Annotated in this window: 2 protein-coding genes; both read left to right on the plus strand. The window is 62.6% G+C overall.

What is annotated here, in order from left to right; genetic code table 11:
- Positions 1 to 152 precede the first annotated feature (152 nt).
- Positions 153 to 548, plus strand: coding sequence for a nucleoside diphosphate kinase regulator (rnk, locus tag BN1137_RS00025; protein WP_050716649.1), 396 nt, complete (start codon positions 153 to 155; stop codon positions 546 to 548).
- Between the two features lie 186 nt (positions 549 to 734).
- Positions 735 to 1,252: response regulator transcription factor UhpA (uhpA, locus tag BN1137_RS00030; protein WP_083443315.1), on the plus strand; the 518-nt coding region annotated here is incomplete at its 3' end.

Below are 1,252 nucleotides of genomic sequence, written 5' to 3' on the forward strand. Positions count from 1 at the left end.
GCTCACACCCCGCTGAGCCCCCGCCCCTCGCCCCGTTGCGCGAGTCGCTCGGGGGCATCGCGCTTGCGATCTATTTTTGACAATCCGCACCACTTTTTCCGACCAGCTTGCCTGCCATCCTGGTCCTGTCAGCCATTGATAAGGAATACCCTATGAAACAGCCACATCTCGTGATCTCCAGCCTGGATCTGGATCGCATCGAACAGTTGCTCGGCAACCACCCACAACATCTGGCCCTGCAAGAAGAGCTGGACCGCGCCGAGATCCGCGAGCCTGCCGATATGCCGCCGGACGTGGTGACTATGAACAGTACAGTTCGCTTTAAAATGCAAAATAGCGATACTGAGTTCTGCCTAACTCTTGTTTATCCGAAGGATGTACTAGGTGATGAGTCGAAGATCTCGGTGCTTGCACCGGTCGGCAGCGCGCTGCTGGGCTTGAAGGTGGGTGACAACATCGCCTGGCCCGGCCCCGCCGGTCGCACCATCCAGGTCGAGATCCTGGAAGTGGTCTATCAGCCGGAGCGCGCAGGCGAACTGCACCGCTAGCCAGCAGGGCATGTCCTCCCAAAGCGGCGGGAGGACGTGCCGCTTGCCGCCTGATCCGGATCAAGCTTTGGGCGGGATCCACCGCTTATCTTGCTCACAATTTGCTCTCCCCCTTGAGCCTGAGTGACGCCACGGGTATCTTGTTGGCCGCGCCAGCACCCTGGCCGCAGCTTTCAGGCCGACATCATGATAAAAATTGCCCTCATCGACGATCACCAGATCGTCCGCTCCGGCTTTGCCCAACTGCTCAACCTCGAGCCCGATCTGCGGGTCGTTGCCGAGTTTGGCAGCGCCAAAGAAGCCCTGGCGGGTCTGCCCGGCAGCGGCGCCCAGCTGTGCGTGTGCGACATCTCCATGCCGGATCAATCCGGGCTGGACCTGCTCAAGTGCCTGCCTTCTGGCCTCGCCGTGGTGATGTTGTCGGTGCACGACAGCCCGGCCCTGGTGGAGCAAGCGCTGCAAGCGGGGGCCAAGGGTTTTCTCTCCAAGCGCTGCAGCCCGGATGAGCTGATCGCCGCGGTGCGCACCGCCGCTCACGGCGGCTGTTACCTGACCCCTGACATCGCCCACAAGCTCGCCAGCAACAACCGGGACCCGCTCACCAACCGGGAGCGGGAGGTGGCGCAGCTGCTGGCCCGTGGCATGGACGTCAAGGCCATCGCCGAGCAGCTCGGGCTCTCCCCCAAGACGGTGCACGTGCACCG

Source organism: Aeromonas tecta, from assembly GCF_000820185.1.
GTDB classification, from domain to species: domain Bacteria; phylum Pseudomonadota; class Gammaproteobacteria; order Enterobacterales; family Aeromonadaceae; genus Aeromonas; species Aeromonas tecta.